The sequence below is a fragment of the Kitasatospora sp. NPDC004723 genome (assembly GCF_040609255.1).
Classification (GTDB): domain Bacteria; phylum Actinomycetota; class Actinomycetes; order Streptomycetales; family Streptomycetaceae; genus Kitasatospora.
In genome coordinates this window covers 180,516-206,501 of sequence record NZ_JBEXJT010000007.1, presented here as the reverse complement: position 1 = coordinate 206,501, position 25,986 = coordinate 180,516, and the positions used below count along the sequence as shown (strand labels likewise).

General features: G+C 75.1%; 28 protein-coding genes. 14 read left to right on the top strand and 14 right to left on the bottom strand.

The annotated features are described in order from the left end of the window. Nucleotides 1-199: 199 nt before the first annotated feature. From ABZW10_RS11850 to ABZW10_RS11840, 3 genes are all read left to right on the top strand, one after another. Nucleotides 200-604: a hypothetical protein gene (locus ABZW10_RS11850; RefSeq protein ID WP_355362977.1), complete on the top strand. Its 405-nt coding sequence runs from the start codon at nucleotides 200-202 to the stop codon at nucleotides 602-604. Nucleotides 605-827: 223 nt separating this feature from the next. After that, on the top strand, nucleotides 828-1,628 hold the full coding sequence (locus ABZW10_RS11845) for a phytanoyl-CoA dioxygenase family protein (RefSeq protein WP_355362975.1): 801 nt from the start codon (nucleotides 828-830) through the stop codon (nucleotides 1,626-1,628). Next, complete coding sequence (locus ABZW10_RS11840) at nucleotides 1,625-2,185, top strand: DUF6309 family protein (RefSeq protein ID WP_355362973.1); 561 nt, start codon at nucleotides 1,625-1,627, stop codon at nucleotides 2,183-2,185. The genes ABZW10_RS11845 and ABZW10_RS11840 overlap by 4 nt, the downstream gene beginning before the upstream one ends. Here the strand turns inward: ABZW10_RS11840 and ABZW10_RS11835 are convergent. After that, the gene (locus ABZW10_RS11835; RefSeq protein WP_355362971.1) at nucleotides 2,138-2,887 is read right to left on the bottom strand and encodes an SDR family oxidoreductase; all 750 of its coding nucleotides are present in this window, start codon (nucleotides 2,885-2,887) and stop codon (nucleotides 2,138-2,140) included. The genes ABZW10_RS11840 and ABZW10_RS11835 overlap by 48 nt on opposite strands. Nucleotides 2,888-2,980: 93 nt before the next feature. On the opposite strand from ABZW10_RS11835, the gene ABZW10_RS11830 reads away from it, so the two are divergent. Then, a complete protein-coding gene (locus ABZW10_RS11830) occupies nucleotides 2,981-4,324 on the top strand; it encodes an aspartate aminotransferase family protein (protein WP_355362969.1) in 1,344 nt (447 codons plus the stop codon). 223 nt (nucleotides 4,325-4,547) lie between these two features. On the opposite strand, the gene ABZW10_RS11825 is transcribed toward ABZW10_RS11830, so the two are convergent. Continuing rightward, nucleotides 4,548-5,273, bottom strand: coding sequence for a peptidyl-tRNA hydrolase (locus ABZW10_RS11825; RefSeq protein WP_355362967.1), 726 nt, complete (start codon nucleotides 5,271-5,273; stop codon nucleotides 4,548-4,550). A gap of 31 nt (nucleotides 5,274-5,304) precedes the next feature. Continuing rightward, nucleotides 5,305-6,237, bottom strand: a complete 933-nt coding sequence (locus ABZW10_RS11820; RefSeq protein ID WP_355362965.1) for a hypothetical protein — start codon at nucleotides 6,235-6,237, stop codon at nucleotides 5,305-5,307. A 147-nt stretch (nucleotides 6,238-6,384) separates the two neighbouring features. On the opposite strand from ABZW10_RS11820, the gene ABZW10_RS11815 reads away from it, so the two are divergent. Both ABZW10_RS11815 and ABZW10_RS11810 read left to right on the top strand, forming a co-directional pair. Further along, nucleotides 6,385-6,759 (top strand): YbjQ family protein, encoded by a 375-nt coding sequence (locus ABZW10_RS11815; protein ID WP_355362963.1) that lies wholly within the window; start codon nucleotides 6,385-6,387, stop codon nucleotides 6,757-6,759. Nucleotides 6,760-6,846: 87 nt separating this feature from the next. Continuing rightward, nucleotides 6,847-8,028: an NAD(P)/FAD-dependent oxidoreductase gene (locus ABZW10_RS11810; RefSeq protein WP_355362961.1), complete on the top strand. Its 1,182-nt coding sequence runs from the start codon at nucleotides 6,847-6,849 to the stop codon at nucleotides 8,026-8,028. Nucleotides 8,029-8,067: 39 nt separating this feature from the next. On the opposite strand, the gene ABZW10_RS11805 is transcribed toward ABZW10_RS11810, so the two are convergent. Next, nucleotides 8,068-8,442: a helix-turn-helix domain-containing protein gene (locus ABZW10_RS11805; protein ID WP_355362959.1), complete on the bottom strand. Its 375-nt coding sequence runs from the start codon at nucleotides 8,440-8,442 to the stop codon at nucleotides 8,068-8,070. A gap of 76 nt (nucleotides 8,443-8,518) precedes the next feature. On the opposite strand from ABZW10_RS11805, the gene ABZW10_RS11800 reads away from it, so the two are divergent. After that, nucleotides 8,519-9,445, top strand: coding sequence for an NAD(P)H-binding protein (locus ABZW10_RS11800; RefSeq protein ID WP_355362957.1), 927 nt, complete (start codon nucleotides 8,519-8,521; stop codon nucleotides 9,443-9,445). A gap of 55 nt (nucleotides 9,446-9,500) precedes the next feature. Here the strand turns inward: ABZW10_RS11800 and paaE are convergent, their stop codons facing one another. The 5 genes from paaE to paaA all read right to left on the bottom strand — a co-directional run bounded on the left by paaE (nucleotide 9,501) and on the right by paaA (nucleotide 13,562). Next, complete coding sequence (gene paaE, locus ABZW10_RS11795; protein WP_355362955.1) at nucleotides 9,501-10,700, bottom strand: 1,2-phenylacetyl-CoA epoxidase subunit PaaE; 1,200 nt, start codon at nucleotides 10,698-10,700, stop codon at nucleotides 9,501-9,503. Continuing rightward, complete coding sequence (gene paaD, locus ABZW10_RS11790; RefSeq protein ID WP_355362953.1) at nucleotides 10,701-11,252, bottom strand: 1,2-phenylacetyl-CoA epoxidase subunit PaaD; 552 nt, start codon at nucleotides 11,250-11,252, stop codon at nucleotides 10,701-10,703. 65 nt (nucleotides 11,253-11,317) lie between these two features. Beyond that, on the bottom strand, nucleotides 11,318-12,199 hold the full coding sequence (gene paaC / locus ABZW10_RS11785; RefSeq protein WP_355363007.1) for a 1,2-phenylacetyl-CoA epoxidase subunit PaaC: 882 nt from the start codon (nucleotides 12,197-12,199) through the stop codon (nucleotides 11,318-11,320). 32 nt (nucleotides 12,200-12,231) lie between these two features. Then, entirely contained in the window at nucleotides 12,232-12,525 is a 294-nt protein-coding gene (paaB, locus tag ABZW10_RS11780; RefSeq protein WP_344330439.1) for a 1,2-phenylacetyl-CoA epoxidase subunit PaaB, read from the bottom strand. Beyond that, entirely contained in the window at nucleotides 12,522-13,562 is a 1,041-nt protein-coding gene (paaA, locus tag ABZW10_RS11775) for a 1,2-phenylacetyl-CoA epoxidase subunit PaaA (protein WP_355362951.1), read from the bottom strand. Before paaA ends, paaB begins: the two co-directional genes overlap by 4 nt. A 206-nt stretch (nucleotides 13,563-13,768) precedes the next feature. Here paaA and ABZW10_RS11770 point away from each other — a divergent pair, with 206 nt between their 5' ends. Further along, on the top strand, nucleotides 13,769-14,683 hold the full coding sequence (locus tag ABZW10_RS11770; protein ID WP_355362949.1) for an aminoglycoside phosphotransferase family protein: 915 nt from the start codon (nucleotides 13,769-13,771) through the stop codon (nucleotides 14,681-14,683). 70 nt (nucleotides 14,684-14,753) lie between these two features. Here ABZW10_RS11770 and def read toward each other — a convergent pair whose 3' ends face one another. Next, a complete protein-coding gene (def, locus tag ABZW10_RS11765; protein WP_355363005.1) occupies nucleotides 14,754-15,404 on the bottom strand; it encodes a peptide deformylase in 651 nt (216 codons plus the stop codon). Nucleotides 15,405-15,711: 307 nt separating this feature from the next. Between def and ABZW10_RS11760 the strand changes: the two genes are divergently transcribed. Then, a complete protein-coding gene (locus ABZW10_RS11760) occupies nucleotides 15,712-16,311 on the top strand; it encodes a winged helix-turn-helix domain-containing protein (protein ID WP_355362947.1) in 600 nt (199 codons plus the stop codon). Nucleotides 16,312-16,505: 194 nt separating this feature from the next. Here the strand turns inward: ABZW10_RS11760 and ABZW10_RS11755 are convergent, their stop codons facing one another. From ABZW10_RS11755 to ABZW10_RS11745, 3 genes are all read right to left on the bottom strand, one after another. Then, complete coding sequence (locus tag ABZW10_RS11755) at nucleotides 16,506-18,077, bottom strand: M20 family metallopeptidase (protein ID WP_355362945.1); 1,572 nt, start codon at nucleotides 18,075-18,077, stop codon at nucleotides 16,506-16,508. Nucleotides 18,078-18,809: 732 nt separating this feature from the next. Continuing rightward, nucleotides 18,810-19,469, bottom strand: coding sequence for a response regulator transcription factor (locus tag ABZW10_RS11750; RefSeq protein ID WP_355362943.1), 660 nt, complete (start codon nucleotides 19,467-19,469; stop codon nucleotides 18,810-18,812). Then, nucleotides 19,466-21,043 (bottom strand): histidine kinase, encoded by a 1,578-nt coding sequence (locus tag ABZW10_RS11745; RefSeq protein WP_355362941.1) that lies wholly within the window; start codon nucleotides 21,041-21,043, stop codon nucleotides 19,466-19,468. The genes ABZW10_RS11750 and ABZW10_RS11745 overlap by 4 nt, the downstream gene beginning before the upstream one ends. A 159-nt stretch (nucleotides 21,044-21,202) precedes the next feature. On the opposite strand from ABZW10_RS11745, the gene ABZW10_RS11740 reads away from it, so the two are divergent. The 5 genes from ABZW10_RS11740 to ABZW10_RS11720 all read left to right on the top strand — a co-directional run bounded on the left by ABZW10_RS11740 (nucleotide 21,203) and on the right by ABZW10_RS11720 (nucleotide 25,456). Further along, entirely contained in the window at nucleotides 21,203-22,147 is a 945-nt protein-coding gene (locus tag ABZW10_RS11740) for a class I SAM-dependent methyltransferase (RefSeq protein ID WP_355362939.1), read from the top strand. Nucleotides 22,148-22,198: 51 nt separating this feature from the next. After that, a complete protein-coding gene (locus tag ABZW10_RS11735; protein ID WP_355362937.1) occupies nucleotides 22,199-22,501 on the top strand; it encodes a GNAT family N-acetyltransferase in 303 nt (100 codons plus the stop codon). 110 nt (nucleotides 22,502-22,611) lie between these two features. Beyond that, the gene (locus ABZW10_RS11730; protein WP_355362935.1) at nucleotides 22,612-23,634 is read left to right on the top strand and encodes an aldo/keto reductase; all 1,023 of its coding nucleotides are present in this window, start codon (nucleotides 22,612-22,614) and stop codon (nucleotides 23,632-23,634) included. Nucleotides 23,635-23,779: 145 nt separating this feature from the next. Continuing rightward, nucleotides 23,780-24,370 carry a TetR family transcriptional regulator gene (locus ABZW10_RS11725; protein ID WP_355362933.1) on the top strand — a complete coding sequence of 197 codons (591 nt, stop codon included), beginning with the start codon at nucleotides 23,780-23,782 and terminating at the stop codon, nucleotides 24,368-24,370. Nucleotides 24,371-24,532: 162 nt separating this feature from the next. Then, the gene (locus ABZW10_RS11720) at nucleotides 24,533-25,456 is read left to right on the top strand and encodes an ADP-ribosylglycohydrolase family protein (RefSeq protein WP_355362931.1); all 924 of its coding nucleotides are present in this window, start codon (nucleotides 24,533-24,535) and stop codon (nucleotides 25,454-25,456) included. Nucleotides 25,457-25,473: 17 nt separating this feature from the next. Here the strand turns inward: ABZW10_RS11720 and ABZW10_RS11715 are convergent, their stop codons facing one another. After that, nucleotides 25,474-25,740: a GlsB/YeaQ/YmgE family stress response membrane protein gene (locus tag ABZW10_RS11715; RefSeq protein ID WP_355362929.1), complete on the bottom strand. Its 267-nt coding sequence runs from the start codon at nucleotides 25,738-25,740 to the stop codon at nucleotides 25,474-25,476. Nucleotides 25,741-25,986: the final 246 nt, after the last annotated feature.

The window sequence follows — 25,986 nt, the reverse complement described above, 5'->3', positions numbered from 1 at the left end:
AGATCGAACCACGCGGCCCCATCGAGACCGAAGCAGCCCGCCGCCTCGCCGACGACCTCAAGAACGAGTGATCACCCGATTACCCAACACTTTCTGAGGGGCGCGGGACGGGCCGGCCAGAACAAACGCGCAACCCACAGGTTGCACATGGCGGCCGGAACGTGCGACCCTCGGGCAACGGGTCGAGGAGGTTCACGGCATGGTCGCCGACGGCATCGAGCGCGAGATCACCATCGCGGCACCGCGCGAACGGGTCTGGGAGGTGCTCACCCGGGCCGAGTTCCTGAGCACCTGGTTCGGCACCGGCGACCCCGGGGCGCAGCCGACGCCGATCGAGCGACTGGACCCGCCCGCCGTCCTCGCCCTCCGCCGCCACCGGCACGCCGCCACGAGCGGGGACCCGGCCGACCCCACCACCCTGGTGACCTTCACGCTGACGACGGAACCGGGCAACCACACCCGTCTGCGCCTGGTGGAAAGCGGTCCGGCACTGCGCACCCGCACCAACCGGACCGGCACCGGCTGGACCCGCAGGCTCACCGAGTTCGCCTGCCACACCGAGCGCCTCCCGCACCGCGGGCCCCGGCCGACAGATCCCAGCTGACGGGCAACGGAGCTCCCGCCACGGCGAGGCGATGCCGCCGGACCGGCCGTGAGCGCCTGCTCCCGAGGCCGGCCGGAGCGCCGGGGCAGCCCGGGCGGACCGGCCCGTTTTCGGCCAGATACCAGCCCGGTGGGCTTGGCGCGGTCGGTTACCGGATACACACTCTCAGGCACCGAAGCATCTCCCGGGCTACATGTGGATGAACACAGGGGTGTGTCAGCGCATGGTGAGTGTCGAAGCAGTTGACCTGCAGCTTCAGTACTTTCCCGAGCGGGGCTTCCTGGTACTGCCAGGCTGGCTTCCGCCCGTCCTCGTCGACCGCCTCGCAGGAGAGGTGGACTTCTGGGTGGACGCCGGGTGGCGACAGCGGTCGATCGACGCCAGCCTGCGCCCCGCGGACACCGCGGCGCCCCGGGTCGTCGAGCTGGACCTGGAGGCGCACGGCGAGCTGGCGGTGCATCCGCCGCTGCTGGACCTGCTCTCCCGGGCCGAACTGCTCGGCGACTCCTTCGTCTTCCACCACCTGCACAGCGACCGCCGGCCGTGCGCCGGCGGCGGGAAGAGCTGGCACCACGACTACGAGCAGCCGACCGGAGGCGGGCGCCGGCACCCGATGGTCCACGCCCTGCACTACATCCGCGGCCTGCGCCCCGGCACCGGCTCCCTGGTGGTCCTGCCCGGCTCCCACCGGGAACGCCTCGGCAAGCAGGCCCGCGGCCACCTGGGCACCGGCGCGATCCCGGGAGAAGTGCTGATCGACGACCTGCCACCGGGATCGACCGTGCTGCTGCACTCCGCCCTCTTCCACACCCGCCGCGCCCCCGCCGCACCGGAGGCCGGGCAGCGCTACATGATCGACGCCTCCTACTGCCGCACGGGCACGCTCTGGCCGCCGGTCAAGCCGTACTGGCGGCAGATCCTGGCCGCCGCCCACCGCAGGGGCCTGACCCGTGACCGATGGCCGGAACTGTTCGCCGCGCGACACTTCACCGAGTACGTCCCGGCCGTCAGGACAGGGGCATGAGGGTTCTGGAGGCCGTGCCGTTCACGGCGGTCATGGACCACTTCGCGCGGCAGCACCCCTACGACCCGCAGGACGGCGCCAACTCCAACGACGAGGCCGAAGGCCACATCCGCAACGCGCAGGCCGCCCTGCGGGGCCGCTGGCACCGGGTGCTGCTGGACAGTCCGGAGGTGATGCGCGTGGTGCTCCCGTGGCACCTGGGCGAGGACGGGGAGGTGGAACTGATCCCCCGCACCGGCCTCACCGTGGCCGACGCCGCCCGCCGGCTGACCCGTCTGCACGCCGCCTACGCCGCGACCAATCCGCTGTGCGCGGCCAAACTCGCCCGGCAGGCCGCCGCCCCACCGCTGCCCCTGTTCCTGAGCACGGTGCCGATGCCCGGCCCCGACTACGAGCACCTGGCGGTGCGCGAGGGACTGATCCACCTGGACGGCCTGCACCGGATGCTCGCCTGGGCCACGGCCGGACGGCTGGCCCCCGGCCGGTGGACTCCCGCGTACGTCGCCGGGCTAGCCCCGGCCGACGTACGGCATGGAGCTGGGCATGACCAGGACTGACTGGATGTTCACCCCGCGCGGGAGGGCGGCCATGGCCCGGACCATGTCCACCACGTGCCGCACGTCCATGGTGGGCTCGACCCGCAGCGAGCCGTCCGCCTGCCGCACGGCCGGCTGCGGCCGGTCCTCGGGGGTGACGTTGCCGATGTCGATCTGGCCGCAGGAGATGTCGTAGCGCCGGCCGTCCAGGGACAGCGCGCGCGTCATCCCGGCGACGGCGTGCTTGGCCGCGGTGAACGCGATCGAATCCGGCCGCGGGACCTGCGCGGAGGGAGCGCCGTTGTTGATGATCCTTCCGCCCCGCGGATCCTGATCCTTCATCAGCCGGAAAGCGGCCTGCGAACACAGGAAGGTGCCCGTGGCGATGGAACCCATGACGCGGTGCCAGTCCGCCACGCTCACCTCCTCGACCGGGACGTACGGCATGACGTCGGCGGCGTTGTTGAACAGCACGTCGAGCCGGCCGTACCGGCGCGCCACGGCCTCGAAGAGGACGTCCACCGCCTCGGGGTCCGTGATGTCGGCGGACATCGGCACGGCCCGTTCGCGCCGGTCGGCCGGGGCGAGGGCGGCGGTCTCCTCCAACGGCCCCGGACGGCGCCCGACGAGGACCACCGTCCACCCGTCGTCCAGCAGGCCCAGCGCGCAGGCCCGTCCGATGCCGCGTCCCGCTCCCGTGACGACCGCCGTGCGCACGACCACCTGGCATCTCCCCTTCCCGTCCCACGGCCCCACCCGGGCACGCCGGTCATCCGAGCGTGCCCGCCCACCCGACCCCCGAATCAGGAGCGGCACATGATTGGCGACATCCAGGCGCCCGACGGCACCGACGGCAGCCGCCGGTGGTACGAGCGGGCACGGAAGTCCCTCGCCGGCGGCATCAGTTCCTCCGCCCGGCTGACATCCACCGGCCCCCACCCGTACCCGCTGTACATGACCGAAGGCCGCGGAGCGCGCATCCGGGACGTGGACGGCAACGAGTACGTCGACTACCTGGCCGCGTACGGCAGCGCCGTCCTCGGACACGCGCCCGCCGTCCTCACCGAGGCCCTGGAACCGGTGCTGCACAGCGGCACGATGTTCGGCACCTGCAACACCGCGGAGGTCGAACTCGCCGAGCTCATCCAGGAGATGGTCCCCTGCGCGGACCTCGTGCGGTTCGCCAACTCCGGCAGCGAGGCCGTCCAGGGGGCCGTGCGCGCCGCCCGCGGCCACACCGGCCGGGCGAAGATCCTCAAGTTCGAGGGCCACTACCACGGCTGGACGGACGTGCTGGCCGTCTCCAACCGGCCCACCGCGGACGAAGCGGGCCCCTACGACCGCCCGCGCGCCGTACCGCACTCCCCGGGCATCCCGGACGGGGTCGTGGACGACGTCGTGGTCTGCCCGTGGAACGACCCCGCCGCCCTGCGCACCGCACTCGACGCCCACCGGGGCGAACTGGCCGCCGTCATCTGCGAACCGATCGTCGCCAACAACGCCTGCACCATGCCCGCGCCCGGATACCTGGAGCTGTTGCGGGACGAGTGCACCCGCCGCGGAATCGTGCTGATCTTCGACGAGGTCTGCACCGGCTTCCGCACCGCGCCCGGAGGCGCGCAGGCCCTGTTCGGGGTCGTCCCCGACCTCGCGGTCTACGCCAAGGCCCTGGGCGGCGGCCTGCCCATCGCCGCCTTCGCCGGCCGGCGCGAGGTGATGGAACGCCTCGCCACCGGCCACACCAAGCACGGCGGCACCTACAACGCGTCCCCGCTGTGCGCGACCGCGGCCCTGGCCACCCTGCGGGAGCTGCGCCGCCCGGAGGTCACCGCGCACATCGACGCGACCGGCCGCCGGATCATGGAGACCATCCGACGAGCCGCCCACGACCGCGGCGTGCCCTGCGCCGTCCAGGGCGTCGGCGCCATGTTCCAGGTCGTGTTCACCCCCGGCGGCACCCCCACCACGCAGTACCGGGACCTCCTGGACGCCGACACCGCCCGCTACGCGGCCTTCCGCCACGAACTGCTCAAGCAGGGCGTGCACGCCAACGCCTACGGCATGGCCTGCTGGTTCGTCTCCGCCGCCGTCACCGCCGACGACCTCGGCGCCACGTCAAAGGCCATCGAACGCTCCTTCGACGCACTGTCCGCCGACTGACCTTCGCCCGCCCGTCGGCGGTTCAGCCGCCCGGAGCCCGGGGGTCACCGCTCCCAGGACGCCCACCCCCACCGGGAGCAGAAGCCCTTCCCTCCGGCCCGCACCCGCCCGATCGCCACCCGCCCCTCCGAGCGAGCGTCCGCCGGGAGGCACGCGACCGACCCGCCGGGAACGCGTGCCTCACCGCCGCGCCGCGAGGTCGGCAGCGTGGTGCGTCACAGCGTCACAGGCGCGGGAGGGGGCAGTAGCGCTCGCCGCCCTCCACCGCGACCGTCGGCCCGGGGGCGATCTCGGTGAAGCCCGCGTCGTGGACCACGGGCAGGCCGCCGGTGACCAGCTCGGCCCATGCCTGCGGCGTCGCCGTGCGCACGGCGAGGGGAAAGCCGCTCTCGGCCCACTCCTTGCGCCGCGCCGCGTCCAGCCGCCACCAGGCGAGCTGCGCGGCGTGGCCGGTCTGCGCCATCGTCTTGCCCGCGCTCATCTCCAGCTCCGGGTTCAGCCAGAGCACCGGCACGCCCGGCGCCGGGGCGTCGACGGGGCCGGTCTCCTCCAGGTCGGTGCCCGACACCTGGAGCTTGGCGAGTTCCTTCGGCCAGCCGTCCAGCGGGACCGGCGGGAAGACCCGCACCTCCGCCTCCCGGCCGGTCACCGTGATCCCGGGCAGCTCCCCGGCCCGGCGCCACTCGCCGCCGCGCGCCCGCCGGACCACCTTGCGGATCCGCGCGTCCTCCCAGGCCGCGACCCGCTCCGCCCACTCGCCCCCGGCCTCGGCGGCCCGCGGGTCGGCGAGCAGCGTCAGCACCGCGCGCGCCGAGGTCTCCAGCGCGTCGGTCCGCCCGGGCGGCGTCGCGCGCTCCAGCCGGACGACCAGCGGCAGCACGTACTGCGGCCGGGCGTCGCGGTCCTCGGGCGTCGGGTCGGGATCGGGGGTGTCGAACGGAGAAGTCACCCGACCAGCATGCCAGCCCCCGCGCCTGCGCTCAGCGGCGGTAGCCGCGCTGCGGGTCCCGCTCCTCCGCGTCCTCGTAGGTCAGGAACCAGCCCTCCGGGTGGGTCGCCGTCAGCAGCAGCTCGGCGCGCTGCTCCGCGGTCAGCTCCGGATCGCCGTCGTCCGGCCCGTAGACGCCGAACAGCTCGTCGTGGCAGCCGTCCCAGTCGTAGTCGTAGAGATCCGCCGGCAGGTCGCCCATCATGTCGGCGACCGACTCGGGCTGCGCGCCGAGCAGCGCCCGGGCGTCGACCAGCGCCATCCGCAGCGCGATCTCCTCCGCCAGGCAGCGCGGCAGCGGCCACTCGCCGAGCGCGAGGTCGTCGGCGAGGTCGTCGAAGGTGCGGGCCATCGCGCGACGCCAGCTGCGGTGCAGCCGCCAGGTGCGCTGCGGCAGCCGCCCGAACACCGTCCAGTCGGCCTCCTCACCGTCGGCGACCGGCTCGTCCTCGTGCTCGTCGAGGTCGTCGTAGGCGGCGTCGGCCAGCCCGAGCAGCTGGGCGTGCAGCAGGCAGGCGGTGCGCGGGGTGAGCGTCCAGTCGCCGGCCGCGCCGCCGCCGTCCTCCTCCTCGCCCTCCAGCGGGAACAGCTCGGCGAAGTCGGGCGCGAAGTCCTCGGTGACGCTGATCTCCAGCGTGCCGCCGATCGCCTCGACCCCCGGGATCGCCGCCACCAGCCGGTCCGGGTGGAGCAGCGCGCCCAGCGCCGCGTTGGCGTCCTCGGCCACCTCGCGCAGCAGCTCGCGGCGCTGCCCGGCCGGATCGATGCCCTCGAAGTCCAGTTCCTCCACGGCCGCGATGGCCGCGGCACGCAGCGCCGGCCAGTTCGTGATCCGCAGGCCCAGGACCACCGTCGCCTCGATCTCCTGCGCGTCGGAGTCCTCCGCCGCGCCCGGCCCCTGTGGATGATCGCTTCGCTCGCCCATGGGGCTACGGTACGGCCTTTCGGCCCTCCGATCACCGGTCTGTTCCGGCTACCCTACGCGTTCTCGCCGTTACCGCCCCGCGCGTCCCCGCGCACGCCCCGCGTGCCACTGTTCGACGACGTCCGAATTCCCGGCAGGATGGGGCCCATGGCAAACATCGACGAGTACGGCGGCGGGCAGCGCCCGGACGCCCAGGTGCTGGTAGTGACCACCAACGACATCCCGGGCTACCGGGTCGACCACGTGATCGGCGAGGTCTTCGGCCTGACCGTGCGCAGCCGGCACATCGGCAGTCAGATCGGCGCCTCCCTGAAGTCGCTGGTCGGCGGTGAGCTGCGCGGTCTGACGAAGACGCTGGTGGAGAGCCGCAACGAGGCGATGGAGCGGCTGGTCGAGCAGACCAAGGCGCGCGGGGGCAACGCGGTGCTGATGTTCCGCTTCGACGTCACCGAGGCGGCGGACGTCGGCACGGAGGTCTGCGCCTACGGCACGGCGGTGGTGATCTCCCCGGCCACCGTCTGACCCCGGCGGCCGGACCACGTCGCCCCGACCAGGGTGGGCGGGGAGTGTTCCCGGGAACACTCCCCGCCCACTGGATGTTTCACCGGCGTGACTGTTTACGGTGCAACCACCTCAGGTGCCGCCCCGGACGAGGGCCGCAGGGTCGACGTGCTGGTGATCGGCGCGGGCCAGGCGGGCCTGTCCGCCGCCTACCACCTGCGCCGTCGCGGCTTCGCGCCGCACCGGGCGGACACCGACGGCGGGTTCGTCGTGCTCGACGCCGACCGCGCCCCGGGCGGCGCCTGGGCCCACCGCTCGCCGTCCCTGCGGATGGCCACCGTGCACGGCTTCCACGACCTGCCCGACTTCGAGCTCCCCGCACCCGACCCGGACGCCCCCGCGCGCGAGGTCGTCCCGGGGTACTTCGCGGCGTACGAGGCGAAGCACGCGCTCCCCGTCGTACGCCCGGTCAAGGTGCTGGCGGTGCGCTCCGCCTCCGCCCGGCCGGACGCCCGGCTGCTGGTCGAGACCGACTCCGGCACCTGGTCCACCCGGGCAGTGATCAACGCCACCGGCACCTGGACCCGTCCCTTCCTCCCCCACTACCCGGGCCGCTTCGGCGGCCGGCAGCTGCACTACGCCGCCTACCGGGGCCCGGAGGAGTTCGCCGGCAAGCGGGTCGTGGTGGTCGGTGGCGGGGCCTCGGCGATCCAGGTGCTGTCGGAGGTCGCGGCGGTCGGCGAGACCGTCTGGGTCACCCGCACCCCGCCCGTCTACCACGAGGGGCCGTTCACCCCCGAGTACGGGCGCGCGGTGGTCGCCAAGGTCGAGGAGCGGGTCCGCCAGGGGCTGCCGGTGCGCAGCGTGGTGAGCGTGACCGGGCTCGGCCCGTCGGTGGCCTACCGCCGGGCCGAGGAGCTGGGCGCGCTGCACCGCCGCCCGATGTTCGACCGCCTCACCGAGCACGGGGTCGCCTGGGGCGACGAGGAGCTCGCCGTCGACGCGATCGTCTGGGCCACCGGGTTCCGCCCCGAGGTCGGCCACCTCGGCCCGCTCGGCCTGCGCTCCCCCGGCGGCGGGATCGCCGTCACCGGCACCCGCGCCACCGCCGACCCGCGCGTCCACCTGGTCGGCTTCGGGCCGTCCGCCAGTACCGTCGGCGCCAATCGGGCCGGGCGGGCGGCGGTCAACGACATCGTCGGGCTGCTCGGCGCCCCGGCCCCGGACGTGGCCGTCGCAACGGTACCGGTGCCGATGCCGGTGCCGGTGCCGGTGCCGGTCGGCGGCTGACGGAGCGACGGCCGGCGGGACGGCGGCGCCCGCCGGCCCTCACCGTGCCCGCGCGGGGCCGTCGTGCGCAGCGGCCCAGGAGCCCAGCTCCCGCACCGCCGCGTGCAGCGACTCGCCGAGGCCGGTCAGCGCGTACTCGACGCGATACGGGGACTCGGCGCGAGCGGTGCGGCTGACGTACCCCTCGGCCTCCAGGGTGCGCAGCGCACGGGTCAGCATCCGTCGGCTCAGGTCGGCGACGGCGCGATCCAACTCGTTGTATCCGCGCGGGTGTTCGGCGAGCAGGCAGATCAGCACGACGCTCCAGCGGTCCCCGATCCGGTGCAGGACCGCCGTCGCCGGGCATCGTGCGCGGTCCTGCGTGGTGACCGGTCGCACGGCGCCGACCGGAGAGCCGTCCGTGCCAGTGGACATGAATGTTCCTTCTTTCGACGACCCGCCGACCCCGCCCATGATCGCTCCAAGACACCCGCACAGTCGAGGAGTTCACATGCTCGCAGTAACCGGAACGGCCGGGCGCTTCGGCCGGCTGGCGCTCGCCGCCGTACTCGACCTGACCGCCGGCCGGGCCGGCACGGTCGCCCTGACCCGCGATCCGGCCCGGGCCGGCGCGGACCCGGCCCGGCCCGGCCTGTGCGTCCGGCAGGCCGACTTCGCCCGGCCCGCCACCCTGGCGCCGGCACTCGCCGGGGTCCGACGGCTGCTCCTCGTCAGCACCGAGCGCTCGCCCCGACGGTTCCAGCTGCACGAGGCGGCCGTCGAGGCGGCCGTCGCCGCCGGGGTGGAGCACCTCGTCTACACCTCGGTGGTGCGCGCCGGCGACCCGGCCAACCCCGTCCCCGAGGCCGCCGACCACCGGCGGACCGAACGGCTGCTCGCCGCATCCGGCCTGGCGCACACCGTCCTGCGGTTCAACGTCTGGCCGCAGATGCTGCTGCTCTCCGGCCTGGCCCGGCTCGCGGTCGCCCACGGGGAGCTGCCCAGCAGCGCCGCACACGGCCGGGTCGGCTACATCACCCGCGAGGACACCGCCCGGGCCGCCGCCCGCGTCCTCACCGGTGCCGTCCTCACCGGCGCCGTCGACACCGCCGCCGCGCCGGGCGCCACCGGGGCCGTGCTGAACGTGACCGGTCCGGGCCTGACCGACGCCGAGGTCGCCGCCGCGCTCGGCGAGGCCACCGGACGGCCGGTGCGGCACCGCCCGGTGGCCGACGCGGACGTCCCCGGCGCGCTCACCGCGCTCGGCGTGCCCCCGGCCCTGGCCGCCGGCTGGGGTGAGAACGACCCGTTCCGGCGCCAGGGCTGGTTCGACGTCGCCGACGACGGCACCACGCGGCGGCTGCTCGGACGCGCCCCGGTCACGCTCGGCGCGTTCTTCGCCGCCCACCGCGCGGAGCTGACGGCGGCAACGCCTTGACGGGTCGGCCGGCCCGGTGGCCGGCGGGCCGGTGGCCGCCGGGCCGGCCGCCCGGTCAGCGGTCGTAGTCGACCGTCACCCTGTCCGTCACCGGCCGGGCCTGGCAGGTGAGGACGTAACCGGCCGCCAGCTCCTTCTCCTCCAGGGCGAAGTTGCGCCGCATCTCCACCTCGCCCTCCGTCACCAGGGCCCGGCAGGTGCCGCAGACCCCGCCCTTGCAGGCGAACGGCAGGTCCGGGCGGGAGCGCTGCGCGCCGTCCAGGATCGACCGGTCGCACGGCAGCGACAGGGTGCTGCCCCGGCCGTCCAGGACGACGGTGACCTCGCTGTACCCGGCCGCGCCGCCGTCCGGGGTGTCCTCGGCGCGCTCGGCGACGGGCTCGTCCTCGGCGTGGAACAGCTCCTGGTGCACCCGCTCCGCCGGGACGCCCAGCCCGGCCAGCAGTTCCTTCGCCCCGGCGACCATGCCGAACGGCCCGCAGAGCCACCAGTGGCCGACCGCCGCCGTGTCCACCAGCGCCGTCAGCAGCGCCCCGACCCGCTCCGGGTCCAGCCGGCCGCTGAGCAGTTCGGCGTCCCGGGTCTCCCGGGAGAGCACGTGGACCAGCTGGAAGCGGTCCAGGTAGCGGTCCTTCAGGTCGGCCAGCTCGTCGGCGAACATCACGGTGTCGCTGCGCCGGTTGCCGTAGAGCAGGGTCACCGTGGAGGTGCGGTCGGCGGCCAGGACGGAGGCCGCGATCGAGACCATCGGCGTGATGCCGGAGCCGGCCGCCAGCAGCACGTGGTCGGCGGGCTCGGCGAGGTCGGGGGTGAACAGGCCGGACGGCGTCAGCACCTCCACCTCCTCCCCCGGCCGGGCCTCGCGCACCAGCCAGCGGGAGAACAGCCCGCCCGGCACCTCGCGCACACCGATCCGCAGCGGGCCGCCGGCGGGGGCGCAGATCGAGTACGAGCGGCGCTCGTCGACGCCGTCCACCACCCGGCGCAGCGTCAGCGTCTGGCCCGGGCGGAAGGCGTACGCGTCCGCGAGCCCCGGCGGCACGGTGAAGGTGACCGCGACGGCGTCCTCGCAGAGCCGCTCCAGGCCGGCGATCCGCAGTGCGTGGAAGGTCGGCCGGCGGGCGGCGCGCACGGCGGACGGCGGGGCCGTCGGCTCGTCGGGCCGGGTCGTCGGCTCCGCGCGCCGGGTCGTCGGCTCCGCGGGCTGGGCGGCGGGCAGGTCCGCGGAGGGGACGGCGGACGGGACGGCGGCCATTCAGATCTCCTTGACGCGTTCGAAGGGCTCGCGGCAGTCCCGGCAGCGCCACAGCGCCTTGCAGGCGGTGGAGCCGAAGCGGGACAGCTCCTCGGTGTCGGTGCCGCCGCAGAGCGGGCAGGTGACGGGCGCGGGGACGTCCCCGGAGGCGGCACCCGCGGCACCCGCGAGCCGGGTCGGGCCGAGGCTCAGCGGTGTGCTCCCGCCACCGGTGCGCCCGCCGGCGGCCGCGCCGCCGGGCCGGGGCGGGGCGATGCCGGCCTCGGCCAGCCTGCGCCGGCCCTCGGGGGTGATCCGATCGGTCGACCAGGGCGGATCCAGCCGCAGCCGGACCCGGACGTCCGCGAACCCGGCCGCGCGCAGCCGCCGGTCGACGTCGGCGGCCATCTCGGCGACGGCGGGGCAGCCCGAGTAGGTCGGGGTGAGCCACGCGGTCACCGTGTCGCCGTCCTCCGCGACCTCGGCGAGCACGCCCAGGTCGGCCAGGGTCAGCATGGGCAGCTCCGGGTCCGGCACCGCCGCCGCGACCGCCCAGGCCGACCCCGCGGCCACCTCGGCCCCCGCGGCCCCCGCGGCCCCTGCGGCCCCGCTCGACGCGTGTGCCCCGGCCACGGCCGTCACCACGTCGCGCCCGGGTGCGCGCGGGCCAGCACCTGCAGCTCGGCCAGCAGCGGGCCCAGCGCCTCGGTGTGCACCCCGTCGCGCCCGGCCCGGCCGCCGACGGTCGCGAGCCCCGGCACGTCCGGCACCGTCAGCGCGGCCTGCCCGCACACCGTCGCCAGCGAGCGCAGCACCGGCTCGCGCAGCGTCGCCGGATCCACCCCGACCCGCGCCTCCACCGGGTGCGCGGTGAACAGCTCCTCCAGCAGCGGCCACACGGCGTCCAGCCCGGCCTGCATCCGCGCGGCCGAGTACGGCGTGCCGTCGCCGAGCCGCAGCGTCCACGCCGTGGCGTACTCGCGGTGGTACGCCAGCTCCTTCGCCCCGCGCGCCGCGACCGCCGCCAGCACCGGGTCGGCGTGCCCGGCCAGCGCCTCGTAGAGGGCGCCGCGGGCGGTGGCGAAGAGCAGCAGACGGGCGATCGAGTACGCGAAGTCCCCGTTCGGCGCCTCGACCAGGCGGACGTTGCGGAACTCGTGCTCCTCGCGCCAGTACGCCAGGTCGTCCTCGGTGCGCCCGGAGCCGTCCGCCTGCCCGGCCCGGGTGAGCAGCAGGCGGGCCTGGCCGAGCAGGTCGAGGCCGAGGTTGGCGAGCGCGACCTCCTCCTCCAGCTCCGGAGCGCGGGTGCACCACTCGATCAGCCGCTGGGCGAGGACGAGCGCGTCGTCGCCCAGCATCAGGCAGTAGGCCGCGAGCTCGGCGCCGTCCAGGCCGGGCGGCACGGCGGTGTCCACGCCGAGCAGCGGGTCGGCGAAGCCCGTCCCGTACGCCCAGCGGCCCTCGCCCTCGGGCTCGGGGGACGCCTCGGCGAGGCTCAGGTACACGTGGTCGTCGGTCACATGGTCGTCGGTCATGGTTCGGCTGCTCCCGGTCAGATGTGCGGGACATCCTCGGGGATGTCGTAGAAGGTCGGGTGGCGGTAGACCTTGTCGCCGCTGGGCGCGAAGAAGGGGTCGCGCTCGTCCGGGGTGGAGGCGGTGATCGCGTCGGAGCGCACCACCCAGAGGCTGACGCCCTCGTTGCGGCGGGTGTAGAGGTCGCGGGCGGCGAGCAGGGCCATCCGGTCGTCGGACGCGTGCAGGGAGCCGACGTGCACGTGGTTCAGGCCGCGCCGGGGGCGCACGAACACCTCGTAGAGCGGCCAGCCGGCCTTGGACTCGGTCACTTTCCGTTCTCCTCTTCCGCGTGCTGTCCCGCTGCCGTGTCCGGTTCCGTGCGCGCTTCGGTGCGCGCTTCGGTGCGCGCGCCGGCTTCGGCGCGGCGCTTGGCCGCGTACGCCGTGGCCGCCTCGCGCACCCAGGCGCCGTCCTCGTGCGCGGCCCGGCGGCGCTCCATCCGCTGGGCGTTGCACGGGCCCTCGCCGTGGATGACCCGGGTCAGCTCCGACCAGTCCGGCTCGCCGAAGTCCCAGCCGCCACGCTCCTCGTTCCGGCGCAGCTCCGGGTCGGGGAGCGTGACGCCGAGGTGCTCGGCCTGCGGAACCGTCATGTCGACGAAGCGCTGCCGCAGCTCGTCGTTGGTGTGCCGCTTGATCCGCCAGGCCATCGAGCGGGCGGTGTTCGGCGAGGCGGCGTCCGAGGGGCCGAACATCATCAGCGACGGCCACCACCAGCGGTCCACCGCGTCCTGGACCATCGCGCGCTGGGCGTCGGTGCCGCGCATCAGCGTCATCAGCAGCTCGTAGCCCTGGCGCTGGTGGAACGACTCCTCCTTGCAGATCCGGACCATGGCGCGGGCGTACGGGCCGTAGCTGCAGCGGCAGAGCGGGACCTGGTTGCAGATCGCGGCGCCGTCGACCAGCCAGCCGATCACGCCGACGTCGGCGAAGGTGAGGGTCGGGTAGTTGAAGATCGACGAGTACTTCTGGCGGCCGGAGATCAGCTTCTCGGTGAGTTCGGCCCGGTCCACGCCGAGGGTCTCCGCGGCGGCGTACAGGTACAGGCCGTGGCCCGCCTCGTCCTGGGCCTTGGCGAGCAGGATCGCCTTGCGGCGCAGGGAGGGGGCGCGGGTGAGCCAGTTGCCCTCGGGCTGCATGCCGATGATCTCGGAGTGCGCGTGCTGGGCGATCTGGCGGACGAGGGTGGCCCGGTAGGCGTCGGGCATCCAGTCGCGGGGCTCGATCCGCTGCTCCGCGGCGATGACGGCCTCGAACGCCTCCTCGGGCGACGCCCCGGGCCGCTCGGCCACCTCTGCTGTCACCACGGTCCCCTTTCGCTGGCTGTCGTCCCGGCCGCTCAGGCCACCGCCGGGGGCTACCGACCAACCGTTCGGTCGGTTCCATTGTGCGGGGCAACGGGGCGGCTGACAAGGGAGCGCCGCCGGTGACGGGTGGCCCCGGAGCGCCCGCCCGGGCCGCCCAGGGCAAAAACCGGTGGCCCGCGCCCGGCCCGCGGACAAGACTCCCCGGTATGACACTGCACGCGGACGAGATCCCGGCCGGCGAGGACCTCGTCCGGTCCCTGCTCGACGCCCAGCGGCCGGAGTGGGCCGCCCTGCCCCTGACCCCGGCGGGCGCGGGCACGGACAACACCATGTACCGGCTCGGCGACGAGCTGCTCGTCCGGCTGCCGCGCACCCCGGACGCCGCCCGGTCGGTGCACAAGGAGCAGCGGTGGCTGCCGCGCCTGGCCCCGCTGCTCGACCGCACCGTCCCCGCGCCCGTGCACACCGGGGTGCCCGGCGAGGCCTTCCCGCTCGCCTGGTCGGTCTACCGCTGGATCGACGGCGACGAGGCCGGACCGTCGAGCGTCCGGGACTGGGCCGGCCTGGGCAGCGACCTGGCGGCGTTCGTGCGGGAGCTGCACGGCCTCGACCTGATGGGCGCGACCCGCGCGGACGAGCTCAGCTGGTACCGCGGCGGTTCGCTGCGGGAGTGCGAGGAGTGGACCGCCCGGTCCCTCGCGGGCTGCCGCGCACTCGTGGGTGCCGAGGGGAGCGGTCAGCTCGACGTCGACACGCTGGAGCGGCTCTGGCGGGCCGCGCTCGCGCTGCCGGAGCCGTCCGCGCCGCACGTCTGGCTGCACGGCGACCTCAAGCCCACCAACCTCCTGGTCCGGGACGGCCGGCTGCACGCGGTCATCGACTTCGGCTGCCTCTCGGTCGGCTTCCCGGACGCCGAGCACTCGACCGTCTGGGACCTGCCGCCCGCGGCGCGCCGTGCCTACCGGGACGCGCTCGACCTCGACGGAGCGACCTGGACGCGCGCCCGCGCCTGGGCGATCGCGGTCGCGGCCAGCGGAATCCCGTACTACTGGCACACCTATCCGGCGTTCGTCGCCGAGTGCCTGGCCCGCCTGGAGGCGATCCTCGCCGACGCCGCCTGACCGGGCGACGTCGTCCGGCCCGGCGACGCCACCTGGCCGGGCGATGCCGCCCGGCCGGGCCGGAACGGGTTCAGCGCAGGGCGGCCAGCTCCTCGGCGCGGGCCGCCCGCCGGGCGAACACCTCCGCCTTCTCCTCCTCCATGCGGCGCAGCGCGGTGCGTCGGCCCCGGGCGGTGAGGCGGTCGATGTAGAGGCCGCCGTTGAGGTGGTCGGTCTCGTGCTGGAGGCAGCGCGCGAAGTAGCCGTGTCCCTCGACGACCAGCGGTCGTCCGTCGAGGTCCCGGCCGCGGACGACCGCCGTATCGGGCCGGGCCAGTTCCAGGTGCGGGCCGGGGACGGAGAGGCAGCCCTCGGCGGCCTCGACGAGCCGGCGCGCGCCCGTCGGCAGCTCGTCGAGCACCGGGTTGAGGATGTGGCCGACGTGGCGGACGCCGTCCTCGTCGAAGCAGTCCCAGACGAAGGCCCGGAGGTCGACGCCGATCTGGTTGGCCGCCAGCCCGACACCCTCGGCAACCCACATGGCGGCGAACATGTCGTCGATCAGCCGGGCCGTCTCGGGTGAACCGAACTCGGCCTCCGTCACGTCCTGGCAGCGCCGCCGCAGGACGTCCTCGCCGACGACGGTGATCCGTCGCGCCTCGCCCCGCAACGCCTCCGGCGGAACCTCCGGGTACGCGCTCACCGCCTCGCCCTGGACCCGCACCTGCTCCACGGCGGGCATCGCCCGCCGTGCTGTTCCGCCTCGTGCCACGGTTCTCTCCCCTCCGCTCGGCCCACTTGTGCCGCGTGCGCTGTCCGTGCCGTCCGCGTCGGCAACGCCGGCCGCATCCGGTACCGGCGCCCTCACTCTGCCACACTTTGCAAAGTCCGGACTTTGCAAAGTGTGGTGAGGCGAGGTGCGGTGAGGCGCAACGAGGCCGCGGGAAACCAGCGGAGGAGGGGTATTCATCCAGCTCAGAGGCCATGGTGCACGGCGCGGACGCCCTTCGGGCTTGCCAAGTCACTTTGCAAAGTGGATTCTTTGCAAAGTGACCACCCACAACAACACCCCCGCCGAACCGGCGACGACCCCGACAGGGGCGCCCGCCCGGCCGTTGCCGCAGCACGCGGTGCGCGCCGCGCTGCTCGACCTGATCGCCGAGTGGGGCACCATCACCTCGAACCAGGCCGCTCAGATGATCCGCCAGAGTTCGGGGACGTGTTCCTTCCACCTCCGGCAACTGGCTCGGTACGGGCTGATCGAGGAGGCGCCGACCAGTGACGGCCGCTCACGACCGTGGCGGCTGCGCTGGGAGGGATCGCTCATGCCACCCGGCTCGGCCGAGGAACCGGGAGGCCGCGCCAAGCGCGACCTGGCCCCCGAACTGGCGAGCGACCTGGAGGACAGCAGCTACCGGCACTGGCTCGCCAACCGGTCCGCCGCGCCCGCCGCGTGGCAGCGGGACCAGACCTCCAGCGACGTTCTGCACCTCAGCGCCGACGAACTCGCCGATCTCGGCGCCGCCGTCCGGGCCTTGCTCGCGCCCTACAGGGAGCGCGGGCCGCGCGCCGGGACGCATCCCGTGGCGGCGGTCACCCGGCTGTTCCCGCTGCTTGCGGAAGGCGAGGGGGAACCGGGCACGTCCTGACGCCCTGAAGCCCTGACATCCAGACGCCCTGACGTCCAGACGCCCTGATGGACGGCGGCCTATGGACGGCGGACCACCGGCGGTGGTCGGTGGATCCCGGGATCCACCGACCACCGCCGTCCGCGGCTACCCGCCGACCGTCAACGGCCGTGCGCCGGCCGCCGTCGGCACCGGGCGCTCATCCTTTCGAGCGCTCACCCCTCCGAGCGGTCGCGCAGCCGCGGGAGCGGGACGGCCAGGAGCGCCGCCAGCAGGGCGATCCGCGGCGCCAGCTGGTCGATCCGGATGTGCTCGTGCCGGGCGTGCGCGCCCCCGCCGACGGCGCCGAAGCCGTCGAGCGTGGGAAGCCCCCGCGAACCCGGCAGGTTGGTGTCCCCCGCGCCGCCCGCCGGACCGCCGTCCAACTGCTGTCCGAGTACCGCCGCGAGCGAACGGACGTGACGCAGCAGCGGGTTGGCGGAGCGCTCGGGCCAGGCCGGGCGGCTGGACAGCACCTCGGTCCGCACCCGGGCGCCGGGCCGCAGCGCGGTCAGCCGGGCGAGGTCGTCGAGCGTCCGGCGTTGCGCCTCGGTGGTGGAGAAGCGCAGGCCGAGTTCGGCCTCGGCCCGGCCGGCGACCACGTTGGCGCGGCTGCCGCCGCTGATCCGGCCCGCGTTGAGCTCGGTGCCGGGCAGGCTGACCAGTCCGCGGACGGCGACCAGCTGGTCGACCAGCTCGTCGACCGCCGACACCCCCAGCGCGGCGTCGTTGCCCGCGTGCGCCTCGCGCCCGGTGACGGTGAGCCGTACCCGGGTGGAGCCGCGGCGGGCGGTCTTGAGACGGCCGTCCGGGTGCGGGGGTTCGAGGCCCAGTACGGCGGCGGCGCCGCGCAGTTGGCGTTCGACGAGGCGCCGGCCGTCCGGACTGCCGACCTCCTCGTCGGAGACCACGACCAGGCGGACGGTGCGGTGCGGGCGCTGGCCGAGGTCGGCGAGGAGCGCGAACGCGCCTTCGAGGATGGCGAGTCCGCCCTTCATGTCGACCACGCCGGGCCCGCTGAGGGTGCCGTCCTGTTCGGTGACCGGCCAGTCGGTGAGGGTGCCGGCGGGCCAGACGGTGTCGTGGTGGCCGACCACGAGCAGGTGCGGCAGGGTCTCGTCCCGGCCGTTCCACTGGAGGACCAGGTGGTCGCCGGCCGGGCCGGGTTCGCGCTGGACGGTGGCCCCGGTGGCGCGGAAGCCGGCGGCCAACTCCTCGGCGAGGGCGTCCAGTCGGGGTACGTCGCCGCTGGGGGACTCGATCCTGGCCAGGTCCGCGCAGCGTCTGCGGACGGCGCCGGCGAGGGTGCGGGCGCGGGTGGTGAGGGCCTGGGGCAGACCGGGAAGCGCGGCGGTCGGGCCGGGTTGGCCCTCGCTGTCGGGGACGGCCGGAAGGTGGGGGGCCGCCGCGGTGGGTGGTGCGGCAGCGGGTGAGGGGGTGGCCGTGGCGAGGGCGGTTCGGGCGGTACCGGTTCCGGTCGTGCCGGGCTTGGCCGCGCCGGGTGCGGCGGCGGTGGTGGTGGTCCTGGTCGGTTCGGCCGTGGTGACGGCGGAGGCGATGACGACGGAGGCGGAGGCGGCGGAGGCGGCGGGGGTGGCGCCTTGGGCAGCGGTGCTTTGGACGGCGGCGCTTTGGGCAGTGCCGCCTTGGACGGTGGCGCCTTGGGCGGCGACGGCAACAGCGGTGGGAGCGACGGCGGTCGTGGGTGCCGCCGACGCGGTGGACGGGCGGACTGCTTGAGGACTCAACGCTCTCCTCCGCGGCCGCCGCCGGTATACAGCGGCCAGGCGGGTCGGCCGGACCGGGTCAGCGGGCGGACGGTCCCGCTCGCAACGGCGGGACAGCGGCAGGGGCCCTCCGGTCCAAGTGCGCTGGAACGGCTGGGCGGCATGTGTGGCATGTGCGTCCTCCTCGCTCGATCCGGTGGCCCCGATCGTCCCGGGGCCTCCGTGGACGGCGGCTTCCCTTGCGGCGGGCGCAGAACGGCGCATCACCGCAGGGAGGCCGAGATGTGAGCCTAGAAGAACCGTTCGGTTCCCTGCGAGGTGGCCCTGCTCCCAGCGTGCCGGAACCGGGATCCGCCCCGGCGCGCGGCCGCGGGAGACGGTCGGCGCACGGCGTACGAATCCAGCCCGGCGCGCGGGCGCGGTCGCCGGATCGCGCCCACCTCCACCATGGACCCGGGGCGGGGGTTCGGCAGCGCGGGACGCCAAGCCGCGCCTTTTCCAAGCCAGATGGGTGATGGCGGATCGGTGGCGAGTACCACGTGGCGCTGACCGGACATGGTCGGAACGGGACGATTCGCCTTGGGCCGGGGCGAATGCGCAACAGCCGTGACGGAACGGACCACCGGTGTCGCTCGCGGGCGCCGGCAGGACCAGCCGTCGGTCGGACGGGCGGAGCGCGGGCGGAAGGGCGGGGCGCGGGCGGAAGGGCGGGGCGCGGGCGGAGGCGGCGGGGCCAGGACGGGCGACGGTCGGTCAGGCGGAGTCGTCGACCACGCCCGCGTCCCGGGCGAGCAACGCGGCCTGGACGCGGTTGCCGACACCCAGTCCGGTGAGAATCCGGCTGACATGTGCCTTGACAGTGCTCTCGCGCATGCCGAGGACGAGCGCGATCTCGGCGTTGGAGCGGCCGACGGCGAGTTCGCGCAGCACGTCGCCCTCGCGCGGGGTGAGTGCGGCCAGCCGGCTCCGGGCGGCGACCGCGCGCGGCTCGCCGGTCCGGTGGTAGCGGTCGATGAGCCGGCGGGCGGCGGCCGGGTGGAGCATGCCCTGGCCGCCCGCGACGACATGGACGGCGCGGGCGATCTCGGCGGGCGGGGTGTCCTTGAGCAGGAAGCCGTCGGCACCGGCGGCGAGTGCCCGGTAGACGTACTCGTCGAGGTCGAAGGTGGTGAGCGCGATGACGCGCGGGCCGTCGGGCAGCTCGCGCAGCCGGCGGGTCGCGGCGATGCCGTCGAGCCGGGGCATCCGGATGTCCATGAGGGCGACGTCGATCCGCTGCCGTCCGGCGAGTTCGACGGCCTCCAGCCCGTCGGCGGCCTCGGCGACGACGGTGAGCTCGGGGTCCTGGGCGAGCAGGTCGACGAGCCCGAGCCGGACCAGCGCGTCGTCGTCGACGACCATCGTGCGGATCACGTCGCCTCACTCGGTGGGTTCGGGGTCGGGGCCGGAGTCGGGAGCGGATTCAGGAGCGGGGTCGGATCCGCCGGGTCGGGGTGGGGTATCGTCCCGGCCGGCGACTGTGCGGGCGGTCGCGCGGGCGGGCGGACCGGTGGCCGCTGCGGGGCGGGCAGGCGGGCGGAGAGCCGGAAGCCCCCGCCGCCGTCGGGACCGGCGTCGAAGTGCCCGCCGAGCGCGCCGATCCGCTCACCGAGCCCGACCAGGCCGTAGCCGCCGCCCGTGCAGGCACCGGACGGCGCCGGGTCGCCCGGGCCGTTGCGCACCTCGACGGCCGTCGCGGGCGCCCCGTACTGGACGCGGACGGTGACCGCCGCGGTGTGCGCGTACTTGCGGGCATTGGTCAGCGCCTCCTGGACGACGCGGTGCACGGCCAGCCGGTGGGTGGTCGGGATGCTCTCCGGGTCACCGGCGAGGGAGAGTTCGACGTTCTGGCCCGCATCGGTGGCCTCGCCGACGAGTTCGGCGAGGTCGCGCAGGGCGGGGGCGGCCACGGGCCTGGGGTCCGGGCCGCGCCGGGCGGGTGGCGTAGCGTCGCCGACGGCGGTTCGCCCGGCGTCCGGCGGGGCCGTCGCCGCACGGTCGGTGGTGCCGTCGGACGGCGGCGGGGAGTGGGCGTCCTGGGCGGCGTGCTCCGGCGGGGCCGGTGGGTCGGGCTGCTCCGGCGGGTCGGCGCGCAGGGCGCCGAGGACGTCCCGCAGGTCGTCGAGCGACCGCGCGGCCGTCGCCCGGAGCAGTTCGAGGCGGTGGGCGAGGCGGTCGAGGTCGTCGGCCACGGTGCCGGCGCGGGCCTGGTCGCGCAGCACGCCGGTGTGCAGCACGAGCAGGCTCAGCCGGTGGGCGAGGACGTCGTGCATCTCACGGGCGATCCGGGCGCGTTCGGCGGCGCGCGCCTGCTCGGCACGGAGTTCGCGCTCACGGCGCAGCGCTTCGACCTTGGCGTTCAGGGTACCGATCAGCGCGCGGCGGCCGTGCAGCCACAGGCCGAGAGCGACGGCGGCGGCCTCGATGAGGAGTTGGGAGCCGGTGATGCCGACCCAAGCGACGACGGAGTCGGCACGGACCCCGCTGAGTACCGCGATCGCGGCCCCGAAGGCGAGGGCCGGGCCGGTGCGGCCCGTCGAGGCCAGGTGGAAGACGCTGAACAGTCCGGGGAAGGCGCGGTTGAGCAACCCGCTGAACAGGGCGGGCAGCACCGCGGCGGCGATCGGGTGGCGGCGGGCGAGGAGGAGGGAGAGCGTGGTGAGGGCGGCGCCGGCGATCCGCAACGGGCGCAGCGGCAGGCCGTGGTCGAGCCACTGGGACGCGGTCTCCTCGGCGAGGAGCACCAGGACGGTGACGAGCAGGAGCGTCTCGGTCAGCCGGCTCCGGCCGGGGGCGTACCAGCCGAGCAGCGCGGTGCGGCCGGGGGGCGGGGTCTGCGGTCGGCGCGCCGGGCCAGGTGGACGGGACGGCCGGGGTGGACGGGATGAAAGGCGTGGAAGGCGTGGAAGGCGCGGGCGTGGTGTGCGCGTCAGGTGATCGGCTGCCATCCGTTCCTCCCTCCCTTCGCGGTCCAGGGCCCTGATGCTACGGCGTGGGGCGCATCATGGCCCCTGACGATCGACCAGCGGCACCCTCGACTTTCGTCGGGGGTGCGGGCGGTCGGTCGGCCGATTCGGGGAAGTGGGGGCGTCTCTAGTTTCGGTGATATGACGACCGATCACCTCCGGCCCGCTCCCGGTCCCGACCCCGCCTCCGGTCCTGTTTCCGGTCCCGCTTCCGGTCCCGCCGCCTTCGACGCCGACGACGGTACCGGTGTCGGTGTCGGCGTCGCTGCCGCCCTGCCGCACGCCCTGCCCGTTCCCGCCGAGCCCCGTCCGGGTGGCCGCGAGGACTGGTTCTTCCTCTCCGAGGCCCTGCGCACCTTCCGGCTGACCGGCGCGGTGGCGCCGAGCGGGGCGGATCTGGTGAACGCGCTGGTGGTCCCGGCGACCAGCCGTCCGGACCGGCCGATCTCGGTGCTGGAGGTGGGGGCCGGGACGGGGGCGGTGACGCGTCGGCTGGTGCGGGTGCTGCGGGCGGGCGACCGGTTGCACGCGGTGGAGTCCAATCCGCGGTTCGTCCAACGGCTCCGGGCGGATCCGGAGTTGGCGCGGCGCGGTCAGGAGCTGGGGCTGCGGGTGTCGGAGTGCCGGGTGCAGGACCTCCCGGAGGCCCGCGCGGCGGAGGCGGACACGGGCCACGACGGCGGCGGGGGTCTCGGAGCCTGGCCGGCCGCCGAGCGGTACGACGTGATCGTCTCGGGCCTGCCGTTCACCAACTTCGAACCGGTGGAGGTCCAGCGCATCCTCGACCTCTATCTGCGGCTGCTGGTGCCCGGCGGCGAGTTGACGTACTTCTCCTATCTGGGGACGTCGGCGGCGCGGCTGCTGACGTCCGGGCCGCGCCGCGGGGCGAAGCACCGGGCGGTGGTGCGGCTGCTGCGTCGGTTCGAGGCGGAGTACGGGCTGGGGAGCCGGACGGCGTGGCGGAACGTTCCGCCGGCGCGGGCGCACCTGCTGCGCGCGCCGGGCGGTCGGCGGGACTCGGCGGCGGGCCGCAGCGGTCCGGCGGGCGACGGCCCGGCAGGCGGGACGGCGGCGGCCGCTCGATGATGGATCGGAGCCGCCGGCCGCGGCTCCGTGGCGAGCAGTGAGGAGTCCGCGATGACGGTCACGATCCGTGACGCCGAGGAGGCCGGCCGGTTCGAGGCGCGGGTGGGCGACACCCTGGCCGGGTTCGCGGAGTACCTGCGCGGCGACGGGCTGGTGGTGTACCCGCACACGGTCGTCGAGCCGGCGTACGAGGGCCAGGGCATCGGGGGGACGCTGGCGCGGGCGGCGCTGGACGATGCGCGGGCGCGGGGCCTGGCGGTGCTGGCGACGTGCCCGTTCATCAAGGCGTGGATGCTGCGGCACCCCGAGTACCTCGATCTCGCGTACGAGAACCGCAGCCGGGTGGCCGACTGACGGACGGCGGGGCCCGTCACCAGCTGACAAATGACAGCTGACAGATTTCAGATGACAGATAACAGATGACAGACTTTGAAATCTGTCAGCACCGGGTGCACCCTGGCCCCATGTCCACCACATCGCCCCTCCCCCGCATCCCCCGGCGCACGCTCGGCGCCACCGGCCCGAGCGTCTCGGCCCTCGGCCTCGGCTGCATGGGCATGTCCGACCTCTACGGCCCCGCCGACGAGGCCGAGGGCGTCGCCACCATCCACGCCGCTCTCGACGCGGGCATCACCCTGCTCGACACCGGCGACTTCTACGGCATGGGCCACAACGAGCTGCTGATCCACGACGCCCTGCGCGGCCGCGACCGCGAGCACGTCCTCCTCAGCGTGAAGTTCGGCGCCCAGCGCGGCCCGGACGGCCAGTGGCTCGGCTACGACGCCCGCCCGGCGGCTGTGAAGACCGCCCTCGCCTACACGCTGCGCCGCCTGCGCACCGACCACGTGGACGTCTACCGCCCGGCCCGGCTGGACCCTGCCGTGCCGGTCGAGGAGACCGTCGGCGCGATCGCCGAGCTGGTCCAGGCCGGCTACGTCCGCCACATCGGCCTGTCCGAGGTCGGCGCCGACACCCTGCGCCGCGCCGCCGCCGTCCACCCGATCAGCGACCTCCAGCTCGAGTACTCGCTGCTCTCGCGCTCCGCCGAGGCCGAGATCCTGCCCACCGCCCGCGAGCTGGGCATCGGCGTCACCGCCTACGGCGTTCTCTCCCGCGGCCTGCTCAGCGGCCACTGGCAGGGCGACCGCGAGCTGTCCGGCACCGACTTCCGCGGCCACAGCCCCCGCTTCCAGGGCGACAACCTCGCCCACAACCTCCGTCTGGTCGAGGCCCTGCGCGCGGTCGCCACCGAACGGGACGCCACCGTCGCGCAGATCGCCATCGCCTGGGTCGCCTCGCGCGGCGCGGACGTCGTCCCGCTGGTCGGCGCCCGGCGCCGCGACCGGCTCACCGAGGCGCTCGGCGCGCTCCCGGTGACGCTCACCGAAGCCGACCTCGCGGCCATCGAGGCGGCGGTCCCCGCCGGGTCCGCGGCCAGGGAACGGTACGCTGCCGCCCAGATGGCCCATCTCGACAGCGAGCGCTGAGCCGCGGCCCGGCCCGCGGCGCCCGCCCACCGTGGGAAGGGCCGTCCGCATCCGCACCACCCGCCGACGGTCGGCCACCCCGGCCGGCCGCCCGTCCGCCGCACCCGGCGGGCGTCACGCCTCACCCGTTAGGACGAACCTCCCCGTGGCCACGGACAGCGCACTCACCACCGAACAGATCCTGAGCGCGACCGAGGACGTCCTCCGGCGGTTCGGCCCCACCAAGGCCACCGTCGTCGACGTCGCCCGTGCCCTCGGCGTCAGCCACGGCAGCGTCTACCGCTTCTTCCCGAGCAAGGCGGCGCTGCGCGAGGCCGTCACCCAGCGCTGGCTGTCCCAGGCCCACGACGACCTGCGCCTCGTCGCCATCGAGCCCGGCCCGGCCGGCGAGCGCCTGCACCGGTGGCTGACCACGCTGTTCGCCGCCAAGCGCGAGAAGGCCCTCGACGACCCCCAGCTCTTCGCGACGTACACGACGCTGGTCGGCGAAACGAGCCGCATCGTCGACGCCCACCTGGCGACGCTGGTCGACCAGATCGGCCAGATCCTCCAGGACGGCATCGACAAGGGGGAGTTCCGGCACACCCCCGTCGTCCCGACCGCCCGCGCGGTGTTCGAGGCGACCGCCCACTTCCACGACCCCGCCCACGCCTCCGGCTGGTCCGACCCGGCGGTCGGGGACCGGTTCGAGGCCGTCTGGAAGCTCGTCCTGCGCGGCCTGGCAGCGGACGCCTGACGGCCGCCCGCCCCGACCCACCCGGCCCCGCCCCGGACAGGCCGGACCGGACCGGACAGGCCAGGCCGACCCGGGCGGACGAAAACCGCTGGCCCGCCGCCCGCCCGGCCAGCAGACTGACGCGCGACGAACCCGTCCGAAGTCCTCTACCGGAGAAGCTCCGTGCGCACCGCCAGCCCGAACCCCGTCCCCCGCCCCGCCCTCGACAGCCTGCACGGCCTCGCCCTCGGCGACGCGTTCGGCGACCGCTGGTTCGCCGTCCCCGTCGACGAGGCCCCCGCCGCGCTCGCGGCCCGGCTGCCCCGGCCCGCACCCTGGCACTGGACCGACGACACCGCCATGGCGATCGTCCTGGTCCGCCACCTGCGCGCCCACGGTGAGGTCCACCAGGACGCGCTGGCCCGGGAGTTCGCGGCCGAGTACACCCGCGAGTACGGGCGCAAGTACGGGCCGTCGATGCACCGCGTACTGCGCGAGATCCAGGCCGGCGCCGACTGGCGCGAGGTCACGTCGGGCCAGTTCGGCGGCCAGGGCTCGTACGGCAACGGCGCGGCGATGCGGGTGGCACCGCTGGGCGCCTGGTTCGCCGACGACCTCGACGCCGTTGCCCGCCAGGCCGAACTCCAGGCCCGCACCACGCACTTCCACCCGGAGGCGGTCGCCGGGGCGGTGGCCGTCGCACTGGCGGCCGCGCTCGCCGCCCGCAGCCGGGGACAGGACGCGCCGGCGCGCGCCGAGCTGCTCAACGAGGTCGCCGGCCGACTGCCGGACAGCGACGTGCGCTCCGGCCTGCGGATCGCCGCCCGGCTCCCCGACGGCACCTCCGTCCGCCACGCGGCGCAGGTCCTCGGTTCCGGGCTGCTGATCTCCGCGCCGGACACCGTGCCGTTCGCCCTGTGGTCCGCCGCCGGTCACCCGGACTCCCTGCCCGACGCCCTCTGGCACACCCTGGAGGGCTGGGGCGACATGGACACCACCACCGCCATCGCGGGCGGCGTGGTCGCCGCCCGCACCGGGCCGGCGGCCGTGCCCGCCGGCTGGCTGGCCTCCCGCGAGGCCCTGCCGGCCGACCTGTCGCCCGCCTGACCGGTGCGGTGCCCGCCTCAGCTCCGGGAGTTGCCGAAGACGATCCGGTAGATGATCAGCAGCACGAGGGCGCCGCCGATCGCGGACGCCCAGGTCGCCAGGTCGAAGAAGTGCGCCGTCACCTCGCGGTGCAGGAACTTCGAGGAGATCCAGCCGCCGACGAACGAGCCGGCGACGCCGATCAGGGTGGTCACCACCAGGCCGCCCGGGTCCCGGCCCGGCAGCAGCAGCTTGGCCAGGGCCCCGGCCACCAGGCCCAGCACGATCCATGCGACGAAGCTCATCCGTGTCCTCCCACCCTCCGAACCGTACGGCGGCCCCGTGCACGCCGTACTGCCTGCAAGGACGCCGCACCACCGCCCGCCGGTTCCCGCCCCCCGGCGCGGCCGGCGCCTCGGCCATGCCACACCGTCGAAAGAACCGGGCCGCTCCCACCGCCGCCGTCCGGCTTCCCGGACAGATCAAGTATCCCGACATCCGGAGGTGTCCGTCACCGTTCTCCGGGAGGATATTTGTGGGGAATTGCCTCC

What these genes read in the sequence shown, in the direction of transcription:
- ABZW10_RS11730 (WP_355362935.1), top strand. Translation starts at nt 22,612, where the DNA reads ATGTCCACCACATCGCCCCTCCCCCGCATCCCCCGGCGCACGCTCGGC.
- paaE (WP_355362955.1), bottom strand. Translation starts at nt 10,700, where the DNA reads ATGGCCGCCGTCCCGTCCGCCGTCCCCTCCGCGGACCTGCCCGCCGCC.
- ABZW10_RS11840 (WP_355362973.1), top strand. Translation starts at nt 1,625, where the DNA reads ATGAGGGTTCTGGAGGCCGTGCCGTTCACGGCGGTCATGGACCACTTC.
- ABZW10_RS11815 (WP_355362963.1), top strand. Translation starts at nt 6,385, where the DNA reads ATGGCAAACATCGACGAGTACGGCGGCGGGCAGCGCCCGGACGCCCAG.
- ABZW10_RS11740 (WP_355362939.1), top strand. Translation starts at nt 21,203, where the DNA reads ATGACGACCGATCACCTCCGGCCCGCTCCCGGTCCCGACCCCGCCTCC.
- ABZW10_RS11735 (WP_355362937.1), top strand. Translation starts at nt 22,199, where the DNA reads ATGACGGTCACGATCCGTGACGCCGAGGAGGCCGGCCGGTTCGAGGCG.
- def (WP_355363005.1), bottom strand. Translation starts at nt 15,404, where the DNA reads ATGCCCGCCGTGGAGCAGGTGCGGGTCCAGGGCGAGGCGGTGAGCGCG.
- ABZW10_RS11845 (WP_355362975.1), top strand. Translation starts at nt 828, where the DNA reads ATGGTGAGTGTCGAAGCAGTTGACCTGCAGCTTCAGTACTTTCCCGAG.
- ABZW10_RS11715 (WP_355362929.1), bottom strand. Translation starts at nt 25,740, where the DNA reads ATGAGCTTCGTCGCATGGATCGTGCTGGGCCTGGTGGCCGGGGCCCTG.
- ABZW10_RS11745 (WP_355362941.1), bottom strand. Translation starts at nt 21,043, where the DNA reads ATGGCAGCCGATCACCTGACGCGCACACCACGCCCGCGCCTTCCACGC.
- ABZW10_RS11850 (WP_355362977.1), top strand. Translation starts at nt 200, where the DNA reads ATGGTCGCCGACGGCATCGAGCGCGAGATCACCATCGCGGCACCGCGC.
- ABZW10_RS11820 (WP_355362965.1), bottom strand. Translation starts at nt 6,237, where the DNA reads ATGGGCGAGCGAAGCGATCATCCACAGGGGCCGGGCGCGGCGGAGGAC.
- ABZW10_RS11800 (WP_355362957.1), top strand. Translation starts at nt 8,519, where the DNA reads ATGCTCGCAGTAACCGGAACGGCCGGGCGCTTCGGCCGGCTGGCGCTC.
- ABZW10_RS11770 (WP_355362949.1), top strand. Translation starts at nt 13,769, where the DNA reads ATGACACTGCACGCGGACGAGATCCCGGCCGGCGAGGACCTCGTCCGG.
- ABZW10_RS11830 (WP_355362969.1), top strand. Translation starts at nt 2,981, where the DNA reads ATGATTGGCGACATCCAGGCGCCCGACGGCACCGACGGCAGCCGCCGG.
- ABZW10_RS11805 (WP_355362959.1), bottom strand. Translation starts at nt 8,442, where the DNA reads ATGTCCACTGGCACGGACGGCTCTCCGGTCGGCGCCGTGCGACCGGTC.